Origin of the sequence: Streptomyces sp. 796.1, from assembly GCF_047525675.1 — a bacterium.
Taxonomy (GTDB): Bacteria; Actinomycetota; Actinomycetes; order Streptomycetales; family Streptomycetaceae; genus Streptomyces.
In genome coordinates, this window is sequence record NZ_JBLIWA010000006.1 from 120021 (window position 1) to 142350 (window position 22330).

A 22330-nucleotide genomic window follows, 5' to 3' on the forward strand; every position below is an offset into this window, starting at 1 on the left:
GACGAGCCGCCGCACGCCCCCTGCCGCCGGCAGCGCGCGACGGCGACCACCCCGCGTACGGCATTCGCTTATCGGACGGTTAGCGTCGTGCGTCACCCTGGTGGAAGACGGGGGCTGACGCGGAGGGGAGTCATGAGGCCGAACCAACCGGGCGTGACCCACAGCACGACGACGATGCGGCTCTACCAGCACGCCGTGCGCGAGGGAGGAGTCGAGCCGCTGCACGCGGCGCAGTTGCTCCAGGTGTCCGACGAAGAGGCCGCATCCGCGGTGAGCCAGTTACGCGAACTCGGCCTCCTGCGCAGGCAGTCCATCGCCCACACCCGCCTGGTGGCCATCAACCCGCAGACCGCGGCGGCCGAGCGGGTCGGCCCGCGGGAGCACTCGCTGCGCGCGGAACAGTCCCGACTCGCGGTGCAGCGCGCCGCCATCGAAGCCTTCATGCCCGTCCACTTGGAGGCCGCCATGGGCCAGGACCCGGCGGAAGGGGTGGAGGTGGTGGACGACGCCGAGCTGCTACACAAGATGATCAGCGAGATGACCGAGGTGTGCCAGGTCGAAGCCTGCGTCATCCAACCCTTCGGCATCCGCACCCAGGAAGAGGCCGACCGCGGCCTGCCCAAGTACCTGGAACTGCTCGGCCGCGGCGTGGGCCAGCGCACGCTGTGCCAGCACAGCACGCGGTACAGCAGCATCACCAAGCAAGGCGTCGCCGACCTCTGCGCCGCCGGCGCCGAGGTCCGCACGCTCGACGTCCTCCCGCCGCGGATGATCGTCATCGACCGCTCGCAGGCCGTCCTCCCCGGCCCCGACGACGCCGAACTGTCCGTCGTCGTCCGGAACGCGGCCCTCGCCCGCTACCTGTCGACCGTCTTCGACATCTTCTGGATGACCGCGGAACCCTTCGCCGGAATGCACCAAGGAAGCCGCGAGCGCGAGATCTCCAGGGGCATCGACTCCGCGATCACCAGGCTGCTGGCCACCGGCGCCAAGGACGAGGTCATAGCGCGCCGCCTCGGCATATCCCTGCGCACCTGCCGCCGGCGCATCGCCCACCTGATGGACGACTTCGGCGCCGACAGCCGCTTCCAGGCGGGCTACCTGGCCCGGCAGTACGAGGAGGAGGGCGGCACCGCCCCCGCCGGACCGCCGCCCGCCCCCGCACTGTGCGCGGTACCGGAGGCGGCGGCCCAGGCGAGCTGACCGCGGGGCCGCAGCGGCACGGCCCGCCCGCAGTGGGGCGGGCCTGCCCGCAGGGGGACGGTCCGGCCGCATCAGGTCGGCAGGGCGGCCGGACGCGCGGGAGTGCGCAGGAGGGACTCGGCCAAGAGGGCTCGTACGTCGTGCTGTTCGGGCGCGTCGAGCCTTTCGTGCACGGCGAGCGCCTCACTCCAGCACACCCGCGCCCGGTCGACCTGCCCCAACGCCGAAAGCGCCCGCCCGAGCGTGGTGAGCGTGGTGGCCCGCCGTAACTCGCCCCCGATACAGCGGAGCTCAAGAGCGCGTTCCGCGTGGTGAACGGCCTGGTCCGGTTCGTGCTGTGCCAGACACACCTCCGCGAGGCGGGCGTGCGTCGACCCCTCCCACAGGTGCTGACGATTGCTCCGAAAGCACTCCAGGGCGAGGTTGAAGTAGGTCGCCGCCTCGTCATGGCGCCCCGTCTGCGCCAGCACCACACCCATGCCGTACCAACTGTTGGCCACCCGGAGCGCCACCCCGAGCCGCTCGTGGAGGGCGATGGACTCGGCCGACAACGCGACCGCGTCCTCCGCCCGCCCCGTGGCGGCGTACACCCGGGACACATTGCTCAGCACGTTCGCCACCCCGGAGTCGTTGCCCGCGGCGCGGAAGGCAGCCAACGCCGCCACGAAATGCTCCTCCGCATCGGCATGCCGGTGCTGGATCAGCGCCACGATTCCCCGGTCGGTGTGCCCCTCGCACAGCGGCACGGGATCACCCGCGCTGCGGGCCAGCTCCAGGGCCAGCCGCGCCTGCTCGTCCGACTCGTCCAACCGGTTCGACAACCGGTAGCAGTGCGCCAGCATCATGCAGGCCCGCCCGGCCATCCGGCTGTCGCCCGCCACGGCCGCCGCGTCCCGGCAGGCCAACACCGCCTCCAAATAGGCCCGGGCAGCGGCCCCCGACTCGACGAGGTCCTTGACGATGACCAGGATGTCGATGGCCCGGCGCCGGCCCGCCCCGTCCGCCGCCTGCTGCACGGCGGCGAGCAGACCTTCCGATTCGGTGAAGAGCCAGTCCAGGGCGTCCTCCCGGGTGTCGAACGACAGCCCTTCGCGGTGCGTGGGCTCCAGGTGATCCACCACCCGGTCCCCCGGCCGACTCAGCGCGTACACCCCCATCGCCGTCGCCAGATAGAAGTCGAGCAGCCGGGAGAGCGCCGCTTCCCGGGCGGCCGGTGGGTGGTCGGATTCGGCGCGGGCGCGCGCGTAGAGGCGGACCAGGTCGTGGAAGCGGTAGCGGCCCGGCGTCGGGGTCTCCAGCAGGGAGGCGTCGACCAGCGATTCGATGACGTCCTCCGCCTCGGGCGCCGCCAGGTCCAGCAGGGCGGCGGCGGCCGGCAGCGAGATGTCCGGCGCGTCCGGCAGCCCGAGCAGGCAGAACGCGCGCGCCTGCGCCGCGTCCAGTTGGGCGTACCCGAGCTCGAAACACGCGGTCACGGCCAGGTCGCCCACCCGCAACTCGTCCAGCCGGTGCCGCTCGTCGGCGAGTTTCCCGGCCAGCGTCGCCACGGTCCAGTGCCGCCGGGTGGCCAACCGGGCGGCGGCGATCCGAATGGCCAGCGGCAGATGCCCACAGGCGGCCACCACCGACGCGGCTGCCTGGTGCTCACCGCCCACCCGCCGGTGCCCCACGATCCGGGTGAACAGCGTGAGCGACTCCGCCGGCGTCGTGACGTCCAAATTGACCAACAACGCACCGTCCAGCGTGATCTGGGTACGGCTGGTCACCAGCGCCGCACACCCCTCCGCGCCCGGCAACAACGCCCTGACCTGCCCCGCGTCCCGCGCATTGTCCAGCAGCGCGAGGACCCGGCGGCCGGCCAGCGTGCTCCGGTACAGCGCCGCGCGCTCCTCCACCCCGTCCGGAATCGCCTCGTACGGCACGCCGAGGGCGCGCAGGAACGAGCCGAGCACCACCTCGGGCTCGGCAGCCCCGGGGCCGGCGCCCTGGAGGTCGACGTAGAGCTGGCCGTCGGGGAAGAGGTGCCGGGCGGTGTGCGCCACGTGCACCGCCAGCGTGGTCTTGCCCACGCCGCCTATCCCCGCCACGGCAGCGACCGCGGTCGCCGGCGCCGCGGCCGAACCCAGATGTCCCGCAAGCTCCGCCACCAGCCGGGTGCGCCCGGTGAAGTCCGCGACGGCCGCCGGCAATTGGGCCGGCCGCACCACCGGGCTGCGCGCGGTCCCGGCGCTGGACCGGGCCGGCGGGTTCAGTGCCGGATCACCCTTGAGGATCTGCTGCTGCAACGTGGACAACTCCGAGCGCGGGTCGACGCCCAACTCATCGGCGAGCAGCCGCCTGGTGTCCGCGTACACGGCGAGCGCCTCGGCCTGCCGCCCGCTGCGGTACAGCGCCAGCATCAACAGTTCGCGCAGCCGCTCGCGCAGCGGATGGGTGGCCGTGAGCGAGGTCAACTCGGCGACACAGTCCGCCGGATGGCCCGTCGTCAGGTCCAGTTCGAGCCGGCTCTCCAGCAGGCCGATGCGCCACTCCTCAAGCCGCCGGCGCTGCGCGGTGGCGTACGGCCCCGGCACCCCGGCCAGCGTCTCGCCGTGCCACAGCTCCAGGGCCTGCTGGAACAGGGCCTTGGCGCGCGGCAGGTCGCCGCTGGTCCGTGCCAGGTCGGCCTGGGTGCGCAACTCCTCGGCCTGCCCCAGGTCGAGCGCCCCGGCCGGCACCTGCATCGCATAGCCGCCCGACTCGCTGACCAGCACCTCCGCATCCGCCCCGAACGACTTGCGCAGCCGCGACGCATGGTTGCGCAGCGCGGCCACCGCGGCATCCGGCGGCTGCGCACCCCACAGGTCGTCGATCAACTCCGGGGCCGTCGCCGTACGTCCGCGGCGCAGCAACAGCGCGGCGAGCAGTGCGCGTCGCTGCGGTGACCCCACGTCGAGCGTCACGCCCCGACGGCACACCCGTACCGGACCCAGTACACAGAACCGCAGCTCAGAGGGGTTGCCAGCGGACGATCCGGCAGCTTCGGGCGAACGTTCCGCAACCCCGTGCGGGCGTTCGGCCCGTACGGAATCGCCGGTACCGACCGACGCCCCCTCCTGCTCCGTACGCGGTGTCCCGCCCTCTCCCTCCCGCGACCGACCTTCACCCGCCATGTCTTCCCTCCCCAGGCATAGACCAGCGCAGCGCCAGTCAGTTTGCCTTCTTTGGCCGTCCGTCAGAGCGGAATAGTCGGGGACTGCTGCCCCTGACACCCGACCATGGCTCGATGCGCACGGTCGGACGGCCTCTCCTGTTGTGACGACTGTTCTTGATGGTGCAGTTGATGCTGCCGCGACCCTTTGTAGCGGTCAGTAGCTGCTAGTAGCGATCCATAGGGGCCTCCTCGGCCCGGTCTGGTGCCGTCTGGTGGGGTTGGGGCGGTTCGGGTGCGCAGTCGGCCGCGGCGAGGTGGAAATGGGCCATGGGCGTGTCGTGGGGTGTTCTGGGGGCGGGGGAGTGGGGGTGTGTGGGTCGTGGGGGCGTGGGGGGCGTGCGGTGTGGGGTTGGGTGTCGGCGGGCGGGTGGGTGTCCGGGCGGTCGGTGGTGGGAAATTTTGGAATACGGATAAACGGGGCGGAGGTGCGTTTCCCGTAGTAGGGGAGAAGTCGCGCATCGTCTTGGATCGTCAGGCTCTGCTGGTCGCACGCCGTATTTTCGCTGGTGGTGAGGGCTGAGTGGCTGCTCAACTAAGGTCTTCCCTTCGGGAATTGATCTTCCTGCTACGGAAACAGCACGACTTAACGTCCTGTTCATGGTTGAGAAAGGCCCCCGGCCCCAGGCCGGAGACACGGTACGGAGCGTGGCGGCGAGCGAGCCGTCACCGGCTCGCCACGGTTCGGCACGCGGGGGAATTGCGGCTCCCGGCAGCCGCGCCGCTTCCGATAGCCCCGCGGCTCCCGGCAGCCCCGCGGCTCCTGGCAGCCGCGCCGCCTCCGGTAGCCGCGCCGTCCCCGACGGCCCTGCCGTCCCCGACGGCCCTGCCGTCCCCGACGGCCCTGCCGCCTCCGGCAACCGCGTCGCCCCCGCCAGCCCCGCCGTGCCTGTCGCCGCTGCCGCCGTTCCCGGGACTGGCCGCGTGAGCGGGGCCACGGGAGCGGCCGGTGGGGACACGGCCGGGGATGGCGGGGCGCGTGCGGGTGGGGCCGGTGGGGCGCCGGCCGGTACGGGTGCGGCTGGCGCGCCCCGCACCGAGCCCGATGCGGTCGGCGGCCGGTCGCCGGGGGTGCGGGGCAAGGGCCTTGGCGGTGGTTCCGTCGGCCTGTTGGGCAATGCCGTCATCGGGGTGTCGACCGTGGCCCCGGTCTACTGCCTGACGTCCACCCTCGGCCCCACCGTCGGCGAGGTCGGGCTCCAGATGCCCGCCGTCTTCCTGGCCGGATTCCTACCGATGCTGCTCGTCGCCTTCGCCTACCGGGAGCTCAACCGCTCCGTCCCGGACTGCGGCACCTCCTTCACCTGGACGGTCAAGGCGTTCGGGCCCCGGGTCGGCTGGATGTGCGGTTGGGGGCTGGTGATCGCCACGATCATCGTGCTCTCCAACCTCGCCGGCGTCGCCACCTCCTTCTGGTACCTGCTGCTCGGCGAGGTGACCGGCAGCCCGGCCGTCGCCGACCTGGACGACAACACGGCCGTACACGTCCTCACCTGTCTCGTCTTCATCGCCCTCGCCACCGCCGTCAGCTACCGCGGCATGACCGCGACCAAGGGCGTGCAGTACGCGCTGGTCGGACTGCAACTGGTGGTGCTCGTGCTGTTCGTGGCCCTGGCCATCGGCAAGGCGCGCAGCGGTGACGTGGCCGGGTCGATCGGCTTCTCGTGGAGCTGGCTGAACCCGTTCGCGGTGCCGTCCTTCGCCACCTTCACCGCGGGGCTCTCGCTCTCCATCTTCATGTTCTGGGGCTGGGACGCCTGCCTGACCGTCAACGAGGAAACCTCAGGCAGCGACCGCACACCGGGCAGGGCGGCACTGCTGGCGATGGTCGTACTCGTCGGCTCGTACCTGCTGACCGCCGTCGCCGCGCAGATGTTCGCCGGTGTCGGCGACCGCGGCACCGGGCTCGGCAACCCGGACACCGCGGACAACGTCTTCGCCGCCCTCGCCGACCCCGTCCTCGGCCCGGGCCTCGGCGTGCTGCTGTTCGTCGCCGTGCTGGCCTCGGCCGCGGCCAGCCTCCAGACCACGTTCATCCCGGTGGCCCGCACCGTCCTGGCGATGAGCACGTACCAGGCGCTGCCGGCCGCCCTGGCCCGGGTCCACCCGCTCCACCGCACCCCCACCCTGGCGACCGTCGCCGCGGGCGTGGCCACCGGCCTCTTCTACGCCGTGATGAGCCTGGTCAGCGAGAACGTCCTCATCGACACGATCTACGCGCTCGGCCTCATGATCTGCTTCTACTACTCGCTCACCGCCTTCGCCTGCACCTGGTACTTCCGCCACGAACTGCGCGGCAACGCCCGCGCCCTGCTGTTCAAGGGCATCGCGCCGGCCGTCGGCGGCGTGCTGCTCGCCGCCGTCTTCGGCAAGACGCTGTACGACATGAGCGACCCGGCATACGGAAGCGGAAGCTCCCTCTTCGGCGTCGGCAGCGTCTTCGCCATCGGGGTGGGACTACTCGCCCTGGGCGCCCTGCTGATGACCGTCATGCACCACCGCAACCCGGCCTTCTTCCGCGGCGAGACCCTGACACGGACGACGGGGGCGCTGGTGGTGGAGGAGTGAGGCCGAGGAGTGAGGGGGCTGGGGATCTGGGGGGCTCCCCCTCCCCCTCCCCCTCCCCTCCCACCCTCGCCCCACCCCAGCCCACCCCAACCAACCCAACCCAACCCCAGCCCACCCCACCCCCGCCTCAACAGCCGCCCCACCCGGGCACGCTCACCCCACTCCCCACCCCAACCAACCCACCCCACCGCTCCCCACCCCAACCCACCCCTCCCTACCTCACCCCTCGCCCCGCGCCCCCAGGAAGATCGGGTTGGTCATGGCGGCCATCGGGCCGGGGACGTCCGTGGGGCCGTCGGCCGGTGGGGCGTGTCGGATCTCGGCCCTGACGTAGGCCGCGTACGAGGGGGTGGTGCGCCACTCGATCACGCCGGAGCCGCCGGTGGGCGTGGCCGTGGCGAAGAGTTGGCCCTGGTCGGTGAGGAAGCGCACGGTACCGCCCGCCGGGGCGCCGGATATCTCCAGGCGGGCGGTGACCTGCTCGTTGCGTGCCGCGGCCAGCCGGCCGCCGATGCCCGCGTGTCGGCCGCGGCCGTCGAGCGCGGTGAAGGTCAGGTCGATCGCCGCGGACTCCGCTATCCAACTGTGGCCGGCCCTGATGCCGGCGAGGATCGCGGGGCGGGACAGGTCCTCGGCGAGGACGACCGTCTGGGGCAGCCCCACCGTCTGGCCGTCGCGGTGGGCGTCGCTGTTCCCCAGGGCCGGCAGCCACGGCTTGCCGCCGCGGACCGCGGCGACCAGCGTGTTGTCCCACTCGGCGATCGACACCTCGTCGTCGGGCGTGAACGGGCCGTTCCACACCTCTACGGCGTCCGCCTCGTTGAAGCCGAACTTCCAGTTGCAGCCGATGCAGGTGGCGTGCGGGTGGGCCGGCACGACCAGGCCGTCGGCCTGCCGGATCTTGCGGGCGAACCGGCCGAACGCGTTGTCCCGCGCCCGGTACCGCCAGTCGATGAACGTGCCCGGGTCCACGCCGATCGCGAGCACGTGGCCGTTGCGCGTTGTGACCTCTTCGCCGGCCAGCACCAGCAGGTCATCGCCCCACAGCCCGGCCCAGGCGGCATGTCCCGAGCTGGTGTTGTGCTCGGTGGTGGTGATGAAGTCGAGCCCGGCTTCGCGGGCGGCTGCGGCCACTTCGGCCGGGGTGCGCCTGCCGTCCGAGTGGACCGTGTGCAGGTGGCTGTCGCCCCGGTACCAGGCGCGGCCCCGCCCCTTGGCGCGCTGTGGCGGGTACTCCGGCCGCGGGGTGCGCCCGCGCGCCCCGTACCGCAGGGTGATCGTCACCTCGTAGTGCAGCCCGGCCGGTGCCACCGTGTACGGGCCGAGCACGACGTGCCAGGTGCCGGCGCCGACCGGGCCCGGCAGATAGCCCGGGGTGGCCTGTTCCGCGCTGATCGTGAACTCCGTGCGGAACCCGCCGGACCAGCCGCGGAAGCCGCGTCCGCCGAGTTCGGTGCCGCGCTCGTCGAAGATGCCGATGTCGCACGCGTTCCCCTGGGTGCCGGGGGGCACGCTGGGCCGGTCGTACCCGTACGCGACGTGTATTTCGCGGACGCCGTGCGGGATTTCCAACGGAAGGTAGACGAAGTCGGGGGAGCCTGGCGGTAGTTCGCCGGTGACCTTGCGGGTCTCTTCGCCGCGCCCGTCGGCCGCGTGCGCGAACGTCACGGTGCCCAGCGTCAGCGCGCCCGCCGCGCCCGTGGCGGCCGACATCTTCAGTAGTGCCCGACGGTCCATTGCGGTCCCCCTCGTCTTCGCTGTCCCTGCTGTCCCTGCTGTTCTTGCGGTCTTGCTGGGTCGCCGTCCCCGGGCGGCTTGCCGCCCGTACACGCCGTGCCCGTCCCGTGGGCCCGGTGGGCCCGCTCGTCCTACGGGGCCCGGCCGCGGCAGGGCCCGTACACAACCCCGCCGTGACCCGAGCCACCCGTTTTCACCCGTTCGGGTGGCCGATTGCGTGGGCGCCGCGCCGCCGTCCACACCATCGGCCTCGGCCCCCGGGACCGTCTTGCCCGGCCGCTCCCGGCCCGCTCCCCGGCCCGTACTCAGCCCGTGCCCACGGCCGCCGGACGGCAGCCGTGACCAGCGGTCGCGGCGTCCGGGAGCGGTGGCGTCCCGGGCCGTGACCGGCCGTGTGACAACCGTTGTACGCGTCTGTGACAGAGGCGGAAAGGGCTGTGGATAACCCGGGTGACGGTGAGAGAACATACGCACAGCAGCTCAGCCCACGCGGAGGTACGAACCGGCAATGCGTGTCGCCATCACCAGCTTTCTCACCGACGAGACCGTAAGCCCCGTCCGGTTGGCCCGCGCGCTGGAAGAGCGCGGTTTCGCCGGCCTCTACCTCCCCGAACACACCCACATCCCGGTGGACGGCGCCAGCCGGCTCCCCGGCGGGGGGCCGCCGCCGCGCCAGTACGGGCGCTCGCTCGACCCGTTCGTCGCGCTCGGCCAGGCCGCCGCCGTCACCGAACGGCTCGGCCTCGGCACCGGCATCGCCCTGGTCGCCCAGCACGACCCGATCGACCTGGCCAAGCAGGTCGCCACCCTCGACTTCCTCTCCGGCGGCCGGTTCACGCTCGGCGTCGGCTACGGCTGGCACGTCGAGGAGGCCGCGAGCCACGGCGTCCAGTGGTCGACCAGGCGCGAGCTCGTACGCGACCGACTGGCCCTGATGCAGGCCCTGTGGGCGGCCGAACCAACCGGTTACGACGGCGAGTTCGGCTTCGTGCCGGCCAGCCACGCGCACCCCAAGCCGCTGCTGCCGCCACGCCCGCGCGCGGGCGCGCCGCTGACCGGCCCGCGCACCCTGCTCGGCGGCGGGGCGGGCCCGAAGCTGTTCGCGCACATCGCCACGCAGGCCGACGGCTGGCTGCCGCTCGGCGGGAGCGGCCTGACCGAGTCGTTGCCCGTGCTGCGCCGTGCCTGGACGGACGCGGGCCGCGCGGGCGCGCCCGATGTCGTCCCGTACGCGGTGGCGCCGACGCCCGGCAAGCTCGCTCACTTCGCCGACCTCGGCATCACCGAGGTGGTGCTCCAGACCCCGACCGGCGACGAGAGCACGGTGCTGCGGGCGCTCGACGCGTACGCGCAGTACCTGTAGCCGTGGCCGCCCCGTACCGAGCGCGCGGTACGGGGCGCGGGCCGCGAGCGGGGTCGGACCGGCACCTGTGACGTAGCACGCAGCGATCTTCGACGCCACTGTCAGAGGCCGCTCGTATCCTCAAGGAATGACGACGAGCGCAGAGGGAACCGGCCCCGATCGACAGCCGCAGCGGTCGCGGCAGGCTCGGCAGTCGGAGCAGACCGCGACCGAGCAGACCACCGTTGACCTGGGCGGAACGCCGTCCGCCGGGGCGGCGGCCGAGTTGACGGGCGACGCGCTGCCCCGGCAGCAGGCGGCCACGGACCCCACGGCGAGCACCGCGGCGGCCCCACCGGCCACCGCCCCCTCCGCAGCCACTGCACCCGCTGCCGCCCCCGCCGCGCCGTCCCCCGCCCCCGCCGCGCCGACCCCCGCCCCCGCCGGGCCGCCCCCCACCGCCAACGCCATGCGCCGCGCCCTGCGTCGGGCGCGGGACGGGGTGGCGCTGGATGTCGCGGAGGCCGCGGTGCTGCTCCAGGCGCGCGGCGCCGACCTCGATGACCTGTGCGCGTCGGCCGCGCGGGTGCGGGACGCGGGCCTGGCCGCCGCCGGCCGCCCGGGCGTCATCACGTACTCCCGCAGCGTCTTCATCCCCCTCACCCGGCTCTGCCGGGACAAGTGCCACTACTGCACGTTCGCCACCGTCCCCGGCAAGCTGCGCCGCGCCGGCCACGGGATGTACATGTCGCCGGACGAGGTGCTGGCCATCGCCCGCCGCGGTGCCGAACTGGGCTGCAAGGAAGCGCTCATCACCCTCGGCGACAAGCCGGAGGACCGCTGGCCCGAGGCGCGCGCCTGGCTGGAGGCCGAGGGGTACGACGACACGATCTCCTACGTGCGCGCGATGGCGATCCGCATCCTGGAGGAGACCGGGCTGCTGCCGCACCTCAACCCCGGGGTGATGTCGTGGACGGACTTCCAGCGGCTCAAGCCGGTCGCCCCCTCGATGGGGATGATGCTGGAGACCACCTCCGAGCGGCTGTGGAGCGAGCCCGGCCAGCCGCACTACGGCTCGCCCGACAAGGAACCGGCCGTGCGGCTGCGGGTGTTGGAGGACGCGGGCCGCAGCTCCGTGCCGTTCACCAGCGGGCTGCTGATCGGCATCGGCGAGACGTACGAGGAGCGCGCCGACTCGCTGTTCGCGCTGCGCCGCATCGCGCGCGCCTACCACGGCATCCAAGAGCTGATCATCCAGAACTTCCGCGCCAAGCCGGACACCGCGATGCGGGCCGCGCCGGACGCGGAACTCGATGACCTGGTCGCCACCGTCGCCGTCGCCCGCCACCTCCTCGGCCCCTCCGTCTGCCTCCAGGCGCCGCCCAACCTGGTCGACGGCGACGTCACGCAGCCGACCGTCGCGGGCGCGTACGCGCGGCTGATCGGCGCGGGCATCTCCGACTGGGGCGGCGTCTCGCCGCTCACCCCCGACCACGTCAACCCCGAGCGGCCCTGGCCGCAGATCGACGCGCTCGCCGCGCACAGCGCCACTGCCGGCTTCGAGTTGCGCGAACGCCTCGCCGTCTACCCGGAGTTCGTGCAGCGCGGCGAGCCCTGGCTCGACCCGCGGTTGATGCCGCACGTCAGGGCGCTCGCCGACGCCGAGACCGGCCTCGCCCGCGCGGAGGCGATGCCGCGCGGCCTGCCGTGGCAGGAGCCCGACGAGGGCTTCGCGCTGCCCACCGCCGGCACCGGCCGCACCGACCTGCACCACACCATCGACACCGAGGGCCGCACCGCCGACCGGCGGGAGGACTTCGACCACGTCTACGGCGACTGGGAGGCGCTGCGCGAGGCCGCGGCGCCCGGCATGGTGCCCTCGCGGATCGACGCCGACGTGCGGGCCGCGCTCGCGGTGGCCGCCGACGACCCGACCCGGCTCACCGACGACGAGGCGCTGGCCCTGCTGCACGCGGACGGGCCGGCCCTGGACGCGCTCTGCCGGGTCGCGGACGACCTGCGCCGCTCGGTCGTCGGCGACGACGTCACGTACATCGTCACGCGCAACATCAACTTCACCAACGTCTGCTACACCGGCTGCCGTTTCTGTGCCTTCGCGCAGCGGCGCACCGACGCCGACGCGTACACCCTCTCCCTCGACCAGGTCGCCGACCGGGCCGAGCAGGCGTGGGAGGTGGGCGCGGTGGAGGTGTGCATGCAGGGCGGCATCCATCCGGACCTGCCGGGCAGCGCGTACTTCGACATCGCGCGCGCGGTGAAGGAGCGGGTGCCCGGTATGCACGTGCATGCCTTCTCGCCGATGGAGGTCGTCAACGGCGCCAGCCGCACGGGTCTGTCCATCCGCGAGTGGCTGACCGCGGCCCGCGAGGCGGGGCTCGACTCGCTGCCCGGCACGGCGGCCGAGATCCTCGACGACGAGGTGCGCTGGATCCTCACCAAGGGCAAGCTGCCCACCGCCACCTGGATCGAGGTCATCTCCACGGCGCACGAGCTGGGCCTGCGCACCTCGTCCACGATGATGTACGGGCACGTCGACCAGCCGCGGCACTGGCTCGGCCACTTCCGCACGCTCGTGGACGTGCAGCGGGCGGCGCAGGAGAAGGGCGTGCCGGGCTTCACGGAGTTCGTGACGCTGCCGTTCATCCACACCAACGCCCCCGTCTACCTCGCCGGCATCGCCCGCCCCGGCCCCACCACGCGCGACAACCGGGCGGTCACGGCGATGGCCCGGCTGCTGCTGCACCCGCACATCACCAACATCCAGACGAGCTGGGTCAAGCTCGGCGCCGAGGGCGCGGCGGAGATGCTGCGCTCGGGCGCGAACGACCTGGGCGGCACGCTGATGGAGGAGACCATCTCCCGGATGGCCGGCTCCGGTTACGGCTCGTACCGCTCGATCCGCGACCTGGTCGCCATAGCCGAGGCCGCCGGCCGGCCGGCTCGCGCGCGGACGACGACGTACGGCGAGGTGCCGGCCGAGCGGCAGGCGGCGGCCCTCGCCTCGGACGGGCACCTGCCGCGGCTGCTGCCGGTGCTGGGCGACGAGGCGGTGTAGCGGCTCGGGGGCGCGCCGGCGGGTTGCGGCAGGCCGCCAGACCGACCCGACCGGATCGGGCAGCAGATGTCGGGTCCGGCCCGGTGGCCGCTCCCTAGCGTGGCTGGGGTCAGAGTTACGAGCGGCCAAGAGCGGCCGAACGAGGCGATCAGAGGGAGGCCCCCGCGGTGCTGGAGCGGCTCAACCAGGCCTTGGAACACCTTGAGTCGCACCTCGACCAGCCGGTCGACGTGGCCGAGCTGGCGCGGATCGCGGTGATGTCGGAGTACCACTTCCGCCGGCTGTTCTCCGCGCTGGCGGGGCTCTCGCTGTCGGAGTACGTGCGGCGCAGACGGCTCACGGTCGCCGGCGCCGAGGTACTGGCCGGCGAGCGCACGCTGCTGGAGATCGCGATCCGGTACGGGTACGGCTCGGGCGAGGCGTTCGCGCGGGCCTTCCGGGCCGTGCACGGGGTCGGCCCCGGCACCGCCCGGCGCGAGGGCGCGGCCCTGCGCTCCCAGCCGCGGATCTCCTTCCGCCTCGTCGTCGAAGGGAGTAGCAGCATGGAGTACCGGGTCGTGCAGAAGGAGGCGTTCCGCATCGTGGGCAAGCGGGCGCGGGTGCCGCTCGTCCACGAGGGGATGAACCCGGCCATCGCCGACTTCATCCGGGGCATCGCGCCGGAGGAGCTGGACCGGTTCAGCGCCCTCGCGGACCAGGAGCCTGCGGGCGTGCTGGGGGTCAGCGTCAACCTGGACCCCAGCCGGGCCGAGGGCACCGAACTGGACTACTACCACGGTGTGGCCACCAGCGCCGCGGCCCCGGACGACCTCGACGCGCTGGAGGTGCCGGCGGGGACGTGGGCGGTGTTCGCGAGCTCGGGCGCGTTCCCGCAGGCCCTCCAGTACCTGTGGCGGGACGTGTTCACGCAGTGGTTCCCTGCCAACCCGTACCAGAGTCGCCCCGGCCCGGAGATCCTGCGCACCAGGCTGTCGGCCGATGCGACCGAGGCCGACGCGGAGCTGTGGATTCCGGTGGAGCGCATCCGCAGTTGAGGCGGGGGCACGGGTGAGCAGGCGGGGCCGGCCCTGGTGGGCCGACCCTGGCGGGGCCGGCCCCGCCAGCCCGATCCGCCAGCCCCAACCGTCAGCTCACGACCGTCCCGCCGTCGGCGCACGACCGCCAGCCCCGTCCGGATGGCCTGCCGCCCCTCCGCTCACGGCCGGCAGGCCACCCGGTGGGCGCCGGTGGGGGGTTCGTCCTTGATGAGGCCGTCGAAGCGGCGGCTGCTGTGCTGGCGGCAGGCCGGGCCGGGCTTGACCGACCCCTTGTAGTCCACCGCGAAGACGGCCTTGCCCCGCTCGATGAAGGGCAGCAGCTCGTCGCACTCGTCGAACTGCGCGCACTCCTCGGGCAGCGCCCAGTCGAAGGCGTCGACCAGCTTGGCGGCCGAACCCGGCTGGTCGTGGCCGTTCTTCAGGCCCACGGACAGGCCGCGCGCATGGGCCTGCTCGGCCACCTCGCGGTACCAGGAGAGCTGGTCGTCCAGGGTGATCGGGAACCCGGGGTCGTTGTCGACCGGATTGTTCTGGTCGGGCTCCACGCCGTCGCACCCCATCCGCCGGGCGAGGTCGAACCTGGCCCACACGGCCTCGGCGAACCGGTGCCGCTGGGAGCGCCGGATGTCCAGCCACCGCTCGCCCTCCCAGCCGGTGTCCCAGCCGATCACGGAGCCCGCCGCGGGCCGCTCCGGCCGGTTCGGCGGCCCGCCCTCGGCTGCGCTGCGATGGCCGGGGAAGCGGTGCGCGTCGGGCCGGTAGTCCTCGTACGCCCCGGTGTCGACGTAACAGATGACGATCGGACGCGGCGTGCGGGCGTGCAGGGTGGTGATCTTCCCGGCGAGTGCGCCGGCCGGTACGGGGATCACCTCGCCGTCCCGGTAGCGCAGCTCGGACCCGGCGGGGGCGAGGTCGAACAGGTCGAGGTCGTACATCTGGCGCGCCGCCGACAGGTCGTACGGCTCGCTGATCTGCCAGTCCCAGTCGGCCGCCGCGCCCGGGCGGGGCCGCCACCAGTCGCCGTTGGCCGGCTTGCGGGACGCGCCGCCGGTGGGCTCGTCCGCCTTCCCGGGCGGCTTGGTCCTGCCGTGCGCCCCGTCCGGTCGATCCGCGCGCCCGTCCTCGCCGCAACCCGCCAGCACGGATGCGACTAACACCAAGATGACCGCCAAGCCACCCGCCTTCATGGACTCTCCCCCGTGCGGTGCGTGTTCCCTCGTGGCGCGAAGTTCCTGGCCGCGCGCCCTGTGCGCCGATGCTATGGGGCCCGGCGCGGCGGAGCGGTCTCCACCGTCCGCCCCTCGGGCGGCGACCGGAATGACGGGGTAGGGCCCGGTACGGGGCGGTGCGGGGCGCGCCGCACGCGGTGGGCCACCCGGCGGGCGGGTGGTTCGATGGGAGCAGCGGCAGGGGCAGGGCCGGGGATTGGGGCGCCCGGGCGGGGCCGGGGCGGGCCGTCGTGGGGTGGGTCAGCGGGCGAGTCGGCTGGGTCCCGGGTGGCGCGCAGCGGCTCCGGGGCGGCCGGAGCCGGCAGATCGGCCAGGGTTGGACCGAGTCGGCCGGAGGCGGACCGAGTCGGCCGGAGGCGGGCCGGGGTGGGAGCGGCTCGGTCAGGGTTGGACCCGGGCCGTCGGGTTCACCGGGGCGGGAGGGGAACGTGGGGCTCCGAGCCGGGCCTCGCGATGATGTGGTTCACATTCGGCGACGGGCCGGAAGCGATCATTCACAGTCCATTACAGTGCTGAACCAGTTTGGGTGTTGCGCAAAGACCTATAGAAACCTACCGAAAGGGGCAAGGTCGTGACCGCATCTGCCCGTGCAGCGTCCGCGATGTGGGGCCGCGCCGAGCAGCAGGACTTCCGCAGTCGGGTGCGCGGTTGTCTGCTCGGCGGTGCGATCGGGGACGCCCTCGGCGCCGGGATCGAGTTCGACTCGCTGGCCGCCATCCGGTCCGCGCACGGGCCGGAAGGCGTCACCGACTTCGTCCCCGCCTACGGCCGGCGCGGCAGCATCACCGACGACACCCAGATGACCCTGTTCACCGTGGACGGCCTGATCCGCGCCCAGGTCAGACGGGACACCGGGGCCTGGCACCCGCCCACCGACGTGTATGCGGCACACCGCCGCTGGTACGCCACCCAGCACGACTGGGGCCCCGACGAGCGCAACCACAACGACGGCTGGCTGGCCCGCGAGGAGTGGCTGTACGCCCAGCGCGCGCCCGGCAGGGCCTGCCTGTCAGGGCTGGCCGACGGTCCGATGGGCACCCTGGACGCACCGAAGAACCCGGACTCCAAGGGGTGCGGCGCGGTGATGCGCTCCGCGCCGTTCGGGCTGCTCGTGGGCTGGGAGCCGCAACTGGTCTTCCAGCTCGCCATCGAGTGCGCGGCCCAGAGCCACGGTCACCCCACCGGTTATCTGTCCGCGGGCGCGTTCGCGCTGATCGTGCACGGGCTGGCGCGCGGTGAGGCGCTGGACGGCGCCGTGCAGCGCTCGCTCGCCATGCTGGCCACCCGGCCCGGACACGAGGAGACCACCGACGCGCTCAAGCACGCGCTCGGCGCCGTACGGCAGGGGCTGCCGACGGCCGAGCGGGTCGAGTCGCTCGGTGAGGGGTGGACGGGGGAGGAGGCGCTGGCCATGGGCGTGTACTGCGCACTGGTCGCCGAGGACATCCGGCACGGCCTGCTGCTCGCCGTCAACCACGGCGGCGACAGCGACTCGACCGGCTCCATCTGCGGCAACCTGTTGGGCGTGCTGCACGGAGAGACCGCCCTGCCGCCCGCCTGGCTTGCCGAGGTGGAGGGCCGGGGCACGATCCTGGAACTCGCCGACGACTTCGCGATGGAGATGACGCAGGGACCGGCCCTGCACAGCCCGGCCCGTTCGGCCGCCTCCTGGCTCGCCCGCTACCCCCGCGGCTGACGGCCGCCCCGCCCCCAAGCCCGCCGCGCCCGCGCCGGGCCGGTACGCCGCCCCGATCCGTACGCGCTGAGCGGTACGCCCGCCGCGCCAGGCCGTGCGTACGCCGCCGGGTCGAGCCGATGCGTACGCACCGAGCCGTACGCCGCGCGGCCAGGCCCGAGCCGACCCGTACGACAGCCATCCCACCACCCACGCCCCGCACCCCGTAACCCGCACCCCACCGCGACGGCCGCCGGTCCGAGAGCCCCGGCGGTCGTCCCGGCAGCCGGCCCGGCGATCGCCGCGGCAGTCGCCCAGGTGGCCCGCTAGCGCAGCGCCTTCGCCAGGCGTTCCAGGCCGTCGGCTATCTCGTCCGGGGTGTGGGTGACGAAGGACAGCCGGAGGGTGGTCGGGTCGGGGTCGGCGGCGTAGAAGGGGGCGCCCGGCACGTACGCCACGTCGTGGGTGACCACCTCGCGCAGGGCCTCGGTGGTGTCCCAACCGGCGGGCAGCTTGGCCCAGACGAACATGCCACCCTGCGGCTGGTTCCAGCTCGAACCGATCGGCAGTGCGTCGCCGAGGCCGGCCAACAGGGCGTCCCTGCGGTCGCGGTAGGCGCCGCGGACCCGGTCGAGATGGGCGTCCAGATCGTTGTCGGCGAGGTAGCGCGCGGCGGCGAGTTGGGTGACGGTCGGGGTGTGCAGGTCGGCCGCCTGCTTGGCCACCGTGCAGGCGCGCAACAGACCGGCGGGTGCCCGCAACCACCCAAGGCGCAGCCCGGGCGCCATGATCTTGGAGTAGCTGCTGATCAGCGCGGTGCGGTCGGCGGCGCCCGCCTCGGCCGCGAACGCGGAGACCCACGGCACGGGTTCGCCGGCGAAGCGCAGTTCGCCGTACGGGTCGTCCTCGATCACCCAGAGCCCGCGCCGGGCGGCCACCTCGGCGACCGCGCGCCGGCGCGCGGCGGACAGGGTGCGTCCGGTGGGGTTTTGGAAGGTGGGCACGGCATAGAGCAGCTTGGGCCGCTCCCGTTCGACGGCCGCCTCCAGCGCGGCCGGGTCCAACCCTTCGTCATCGCCCGGCACGGACACGATCCGCGCCCCGGCCAGCCCGAAGCACTGCAACGCCGCCAGGTAGCAGGGCTCTTCGACGAGCACCACGTCACCGGGGTCGACGAGGGCGCTGGTGACGAGCGTCAGCGCCTGCTGCGAACCGGTGGTGACCAGCAGTTCGTCCGCCTCGGTCGGCAGCCCGCGGGCGGTCAGCCGGGAGGCCGCCGCCGCGCGCAGCGCCGGGTCGCCCTCGGTGGTGGAGTACTGGAGGGCGCGCTGCGGCTCCTCCTCCAGCACCTGTCGGAAGGCGGCGGCGATGCCCTCGGCGTCGAAGAGTTCCGGCGCTGGCAGGCCGCCCGCGAACGAGATGACCTCCGGGCGGGCGGTGAGTCGCAGGATCTCGCGTACGGGCGAGCCGGCGATCGAGCCGACCCGGGTGGCGAGTTGAGGTGCGTTGGCGCGCATGGACTGCTCCTTGTCTCCCGAGCGCAGTCTACGGAGTGGGTGGCCCTGCCAACCATCCTCGTCCGACCGCGGCCCGGAGCCGGGCGCGGGGCGGCTGACGTGCGACGACGCGGGCCGGGGCCGGCGGGCACGAGCCGGCCGGGCGGGAGCGGCGTGGAGGAACGGAGCGGTGGAGCGCGGGCAGCAGCGAGCCCCCTCGGCAGGGACGGCGGCCGGTCGAGAGGGCTCGTACCACTGCGTCGGCTGGGCCGGCGCGGGTGCTGCGGTGCGGGTGAACTCCGAGGTCATTGCGGTGAACTCGGTCGTGCGAGAGATCCCGGCGGCGCTGGATTGCGGCTCACTCGACAGGTCGGTGGCGCGTGGGGATCTCGGTCCGGTAGGTCGCTGGGGAGTGCGATCAGCCGGGGCGGCTCCTGTGGTCAGCGCACTCCGGCCGCTCCGCGGGGCCGGGACGCTGCCGGTGCTTGCTCGCTGGTGCCGCGGGGCGACACCGGTGGTGCTGGCAGAAGGAGTGTCAGGCCCGCTTGAACGAACCGTCGTTGACGTCCTCGATAAAGCTGGTCCATGCCTGCGGCGAGAAGCTGAGCGCGGGCCCGCTCGGGTCCTTCGAGTCGCGCACCGCGATGACCTCGGTCTCCGGCGAAGCCACTTCCACACAGGCGCCGTTGCCGCCGGAGTGCGTCGACTTCTGCCAGGCGCGTGTTTCACCACGTCGAATAGCCATGTTTTCTCCGATGTGTTTTGCCGGATGGTCTTGCCGCCAACCGGGCGACGCATCGACGCTACTCGCCCCTAATGCCGGGGGAATGGGGCGTTCACTCGACTGGATGGCATATTCCAGTACGCCCTTCCGCGGGCCGGGCGGGACGGTGTAGCCTCCCGCCCCCGCGTAGCCGGACGCGTCGCTCCGGTTCCGCTCAACTCATCGGTGAAGCAAGGTAGTTCAGTATCGGTACGGGATGCTTCCGCCCGCTTCGGCCGCCCCGGAACCATCTCGCGATGCGACCGGAAACGGCGATTCCCGGGCCGGGTATACGGGGTGCGGCCCACCGGTTTCAGTTCGCGGACTGATGGTTTCGCGCATGTTCCCTGGCTACTTCCGCAATGAATTCTCGGGTTTGGTCCACATTGAGTGCCTGGGCCCGTAGGTGCTCATACATCATGCTGTAGCTCTGCACGTCGGAGAGTTTCTCCAGATACAGGTCGCTGGTGACGCCCTCCAGGTAGACCACGCTGGTGTCGGATTCGTCGGAGAATTCCAGAATGGAGAACTGTCCGCTCATGCCGGGGTGCGAGCCCAGGTAGAACGGCAGGGCCTGCACGGTCACGTGCGGCTCGTGGCTCATCCTGATCAGGTACTCCAACTGCTCGGCCATCACCCGGGGGTTGCCCACCAGGCGCCGCAGGGCCGACTCGTCCACCACGGCCCACAGGCGCAGCGGGCTGAACGGGTCGGAGATCCGTTCCTGCCGGCGCAGCCGCACCTGGACGCGCTGGGCCAACTGCTCGGGGGTGCCCTCCGGGATCGCCCCGCCGATCACGGCCTCGGCGTACTCGGGGGTCTGGAGCAACCCCGGCACCACCTGCGACTCGAAGACCCGCAGCGAGGCGGCGTCGTTCTCGAAGCCGATGTAGACGCTGTACGGGACGTCGCCGAAGGCGTTCCACCAGCCCTGTTGGCGCGAGTCCTTGGCCATTTGCATCAGCGACTCGACCAGGCGCTTGTCCTCGACCCGGTACGCGCGACACAGGTCGCGCACATCGCGCTGACTGATGCTGCGGCGGCCGTTCTCCAGTCGACTGATCTTCGACTGCGAGACCATCAGCTCCTCGGCCACCTCCTCCGCCGTCATCCCCTTCTCCTGGCGGAGCCTGCGCAGTTCCTGGCCCAACCGACGTCGTCTGACCGTGGGGCCCACGTTGGATGTCATGGTTGGTGCACCTCCGGGTTCCGTTAGCTGTCCGCTGCTGGGACCGTCCCCTTGCGTGTGGGGACCACAGCCGTTCAGCAGCCTGCCATCACTGATCGGGGCGGCGCTGGAAAACGCACACAGAGGGTCTTGATGTGGCCACGGTCGGCGATGATTCCGGGGCGTGCGGGCACGGGTCGGCCGGGCGCGGGCCGTGCGGTTGTGGGCCCCACAGACGCCACGCGCGGGGTGGCGGTCGGCCGTCCTGGAACGGTCTGTTGCCACCCCGCGCGCTCCTGGCGGCTCCCGAACCGGTCCTTGGAGTGCGGCGGACTGCGGCGCGGTGGGGCCAGCCGACCCGGACCCGAGGCGCGGGCCGGCTGAGCGGTACTGGGTGTTGCTCGGGTGTCGCCGGGTGGAACTGGGTTGGTGCTGGTTGCTCGGGGGTGTTGCTGGGTTGCTGCCGGGTGTTGTCTTCAGCGGGTGTTTTCTTCAGGTGTTGCTGTCGCTCGCTGCTTGCGCGGCGGGTGGCGCCCGTGGCGCCGACTCGTACTGCCGCGCCGGTCGTCACGACAGCCCCGGTTGCCACGGCAACGCCGGCCGTCACGGCCGCGGCCGGTCGCACCGGTTGCGCTGGCGGTACGGGGCGTACGGGGCGTGCTGGCCGTGCTGGCCCGTACGCGTCGTCCTGGCCCGTACGAGAGGTGTCGCCCCGTACGTGACGTACGCGTCGTGCTGGGTGTGACGGGGCGTGCTGGTCTGTGAGGGCGCGTCCCTGAGGGGTTCGGTGACACCGTGGGGTGCGCCCGGGTGTGGAGGCGTCGATGCCGGCCGGCCCACCCAGGGGGTGGGCCGACCGGCTGCGCGTTGGCGATGGCGCTGGTCGGACAGCGTCCTGTCCGGCGTGGCGCATCGACGAAACGGTTTTTCGTCGCGCTCGACGTCAGGCCGTCGTCAGCGGGCGCCGACCCGTGCCATGTTCCCGCGGGCGGGTGCCGCCTGCGCCGGAACGCTGGTCGCGGTCTCCGCCTGCCGGGCGGTGGCTGTCTGCCGCCCGCCCGCCGGTGCGCGTCGTGGCTGTGCGGCAACACCGTTCTGGACGTCCATCACGGCGTGTGCCACGAGCCCGCCCATCGGGTCGTGCCTGATCAGGTCCCGGAGCCGGGAGCGCGATGAACGCCCCTCGTTCCCCGGGTAGAGGTGCTTGCCGAGTCCGACCGCATGGGCCAGCGCGGCGAGCGCCGCGGTCCGCGGGTCCGGCGGTACGCCGGTGCGGATCGCGTTATCGAGCCGGGCCCTGATCTCCCGGCTGATGGCCGTCTCCGTCGCTTGGTAGCGCGTCGTCGGCAGTACCCCACACATCTGACCCGCCACGGCATGCACCATGCCGCACCGCTCCAGGTGCGTGAGATACGTCTGGCGCAACCCCAGTCGGGGCCCGCCGATCCAGTGGACGGCCCGCACCGGGCTGCCGCGTCGGCGCAGCAGTTCCAGAGCGGAGTCCAGGGTTGGATCTCCGGTCGGCCGTGGCAGCACCACGGCGATACGATCCCCATCTGGGGCTATCCGTCCTGCCAGCGCCAGCTCTACTAGCTGCGCCCCGGCAAGTCCGAGGTCTAGCGACTGCGGCTGCGCCGTGGTGCCCGTGGTCGGGTCCAAAGCGAGCAGCAGAAGCTCCTCGGGAATTGTTCTGCGGCTCCTGCCCATCCATGCCTCCCCGCGTGGATGAATGACAGGGTGACCCCTCTCACATTGGTCTGTCGAGAGTGCGTGGGTGCTTCGGACGGGAACCGGTAGGTATGTCGTTCTCGTCTAGCAGGTGGGCGACGCCCCTTGGTGGAGTGGC

13 protein-coding genes are annotated in these 22330 nt (G+C 72.8%); 6 read left to right on the forward strand and 7 right to left on the reverse strand.

Annotation, left to right across the window (positions count from 1 at the left end; translation table 11 throughout):
* The first annotated feature begins 153 nt into the window (after positions 1–153).
* Positions 154–1203, forward strand: a complete 1050-nt coding sequence (locus ACMA1D_RS06405) for a hypothetical protein (RefSeq protein ID WP_414722892.1) — start codon at positions 154–156, stop codon at positions 1201–1203.
* 71 nt (positions 1204–1274) lie between these two features.
* Here the strand turns inward: ACMA1D_RS06405 and ACMA1D_RS06410 are convergent, their stop codons facing one another.
* Complete coding sequence (locus ACMA1D_RS06410; RefSeq protein WP_414722893.1) at positions 1275–4145, reverse strand: BTAD domain-containing putative transcriptional regulator; 2871 nt, start codon at positions 4143–4145, stop codon at positions 1275–1277.
* A gap of 1172 nt (positions 4146–5317) precedes the next feature.
* On the opposite strand from ACMA1D_RS06410, the gene ACMA1D_RS06415 reads away from it, so the two are divergent.
* A complete protein-coding gene (locus ACMA1D_RS06415; protein WP_414722894.1) occupies positions 5318–6961 on the forward strand; it encodes an APC family permease in 1644 nt (547 codons plus the stop codon).
* A gap of 219 nt (positions 6962–7180) precedes the next feature.
* On the opposite strand, the gene ACMA1D_RS06420 is transcribed toward ACMA1D_RS06415, so the two are convergent.
* Positions 7181–8698: a CehA/McbA family metallohydrolase gene (locus ACMA1D_RS06420; protein WP_414722895.1), complete on the reverse strand. Its 1518-nt coding sequence runs from the start codon at positions 8696–8698 to the stop codon at positions 7181–7183.
* Positions 8699–9206: 508 nt separating this feature from the next.
* Between ACMA1D_RS06420 and ACMA1D_RS06425 the strand changes: the two genes are divergently transcribed.
* The 3 genes from ACMA1D_RS06425 to ACMA1D_RS06435 all read left to right on the forward strand — a co-directional run bounded on the left by ACMA1D_RS06425 (position 9207) and on the right by ACMA1D_RS06435 (position 14150).
* Positions 9207–10061 carry a TIGR03619 family F420-dependent LLM class oxidoreductase gene (locus ACMA1D_RS06425; protein ID WP_414722896.1) on the forward strand — a complete coding sequence of 285 codons (855 nt, stop codon included), beginning with the start codon at positions 9207–9209 and terminating at the stop codon, positions 10059–10061.
* Between the two features lie 127 nt (positions 10062–10188).
* On the forward strand, positions 10189–13116 hold the full coding sequence (locus ACMA1D_RS06430; protein WP_414722897.1) for a bifunctional FO biosynthesis protein CofGH: 2928 nt from the start codon (positions 10189–10191) through the stop codon (positions 13114–13116).
* Between the two features lie 167 nt (positions 13117–13283).
* Positions 13284–14150 (forward strand): GyrI-like domain-containing protein, encoded by an 867-nt coding sequence (locus ACMA1D_RS06435; RefSeq protein WP_414722898.1) that lies wholly within the window; start codon positions 13284–13286, stop codon positions 14148–14150.
* Between the two features lie 161 nt (positions 14151–14311).
* On the opposite strand, the gene ACMA1D_RS06440 is transcribed toward ACMA1D_RS06435, so the two are convergent.
* On the reverse strand, positions 14312–15310 hold the full coding sequence (locus ACMA1D_RS06440; protein WP_414722899.1) for an endo alpha-1,4 polygalactosaminidase: 999 nt from the start codon (positions 15308–15310) through the stop codon (positions 14312–14314).
* Positions 15311–15983: 673 nt separating this feature from the next.
* On the opposite strand from ACMA1D_RS06440, the gene ACMA1D_RS06445 reads away from it, so the two are divergent.
* Positions 15984–17078, forward strand: coding sequence for an ADP-ribosylglycohydrolase family protein (locus ACMA1D_RS06445; protein ID WP_414722943.1), 1095 nt, complete (start codon positions 15984–15986; stop codon positions 17076–17078).
* A 305-nt stretch (positions 17079–17383) separates the two neighbouring features.
* On the opposite strand, the gene ACMA1D_RS06450 is transcribed toward ACMA1D_RS06445, so the two are convergent.
* The 4 genes from ACMA1D_RS06450 to ACMA1D_RS06465 all read right to left on the reverse strand — a co-directional run bounded on the left by ACMA1D_RS06450 (position 17384) and on the right by ACMA1D_RS06465 (position 22191).
* A complete protein-coding gene (locus tag ACMA1D_RS06450; protein ID WP_414722900.1) occupies positions 17384–18574 on the reverse strand; it encodes a PLP-dependent aminotransferase family protein in 1191 nt (396 codons plus the stop codon).
* 514 nt (positions 18575–19088) lie between these two features.
* Positions 19089–19298: a DUF397 domain-containing protein gene (locus tag ACMA1D_RS06455; RefSeq protein WP_349991895.1), complete on the reverse strand. Its 210-nt coding sequence runs from the start codon at positions 19296–19298 to the stop codon at positions 19089–19091.
* A gap of 331 nt (positions 19299–19629) precedes the next feature.
* On the reverse strand, positions 19630–20505 hold the full coding sequence (locus ACMA1D_RS06460) for a helix-turn-helix domain-containing protein (protein ID WP_414722901.1): 876 nt from the start codon (positions 20503–20505) through the stop codon (positions 19630–19632).
* A 933-nt stretch (positions 20506–21438) separates the two neighbouring features.
* Positions 21439–22191, reverse strand: a complete 753-nt coding sequence (locus ACMA1D_RS06465; RefSeq protein WP_349991892.1) for a GOLPH3/VPS74 family protein — start codon at positions 22189–22191, stop codon at positions 21439–21441.
* Between the last annotated feature and the right edge of the window lie 139 nt (positions 22192–22330).

What these genes read in the sequence shown, in the direction of transcription:
- ACMA1D_RS06425 (WP_414722896.1), top strand. Translation starts at nt 9,207, where the DNA reads ATGCGTGTCGCCATCACCAGCTTTCTCACCGACGAGACCGTAAGCCCC.
- ACMA1D_RS06420 (WP_414722895.1), bottom strand. Translation starts at nt 8,698, where the DNA reads ATGGACCGTCGGGCACTACTGAAGATGTCGGCCGCCACGGGCGCGGCG.
- ACMA1D_RS06430 (WP_414722897.1), top strand. Translation starts at nt 10,189, where the DNA reads ATGACGACGAGCGCAGAGGGAACCGGCCCCGATCGACAGCCGCAGCGG.
- ACMA1D_RS06455 (WP_349991895.1), bottom strand. Translation starts at nt 19,298, where the DNA reads ATGGCTATTCGACGTGGTGAAACACGCGCCTGGCAGAAGTCGACGCAC.
- ACMA1D_RS06445 (WP_414722943.1), top strand. Translation starts at nt 15,984, where the DNA reads ATGTGGGGCCGCGCCGAGCAGCAGGACTTCCGCAGTCGGGTGCGCGGT.
- ACMA1D_RS06465 (WP_349991892.1), bottom strand. Translation starts at nt 22,191, where the DNA reads ATGGGCAGGAGCCGCAGAACAATTCCCGAGGAGCTTCTGCTGCTCGCT.
- ACMA1D_RS06460 (WP_414722901.1), bottom strand. Translation starts at nt 20,505, where the DNA reads ATGACATCCAACGTGGGCCCCACGGTCAGACGACGTCGGTTGGGCCAG.
- ACMA1D_RS06450 (WP_414722900.1), bottom strand. Translation starts at nt 18,574, where the DNA reads ATGCGCGCCAACGCACCTCAACTCGCCACCCGGGTCGGCTCGATCGCC.